At 63.6% G+C, this 330-nt stretch carries 1 protein-coding gene; it reads right to left on the reverse strand.

The features are described 5' to 3' along the window. Positions 1-69: 69 nt before the first annotated feature. Positions 70-330 (reverse strand): DUF6273 domain-containing protein (locus RX395_RS10185; RefSeq protein WP_316367414.1); only part of this gene is annotated, 261 nt, incomplete at its 5' end.

A 330-nucleotide genomic window follows, 5' to 3' on the forward strand; every position in this document is an offset into this window, starting at 1 on the left:
CCGCTTCGCGGGCGAGAGGCGACCGCGCAAGGCGGTCGCCTAAAAGCAGAGTATAGAGCACTCGGCTGGTTAGCCGAAGAGGAAGCCGGGGCGGGGGCGAACCCAGACGTTCGCCGCCGAGGTGTAGGTGGCAGAGCCGTAGTAGTTGACGTAGCACACGTAGGACGAGGAGCCACCCATGACGGAACGCAGCCACCAATTGTACCGAGTTCCGTTGATTCGGTGCGCGGTGTCCCTGAACAGGTCCCACTGGCAGTCAAAGCCGACGCTGTAGCCCTTGGTGCCCCACACCGGGCAGCCGTACACCTCCATCTCGGACAGCGAGAACAC

It is taken from the genome of Collinsella aerofaciens (genome assembly GCF_032584215.1).
GTDB lineage: Bacteria > Actinomycetota > Coriobacteriia > Coriobacteriales > Coriobacteriaceae > Collinsella.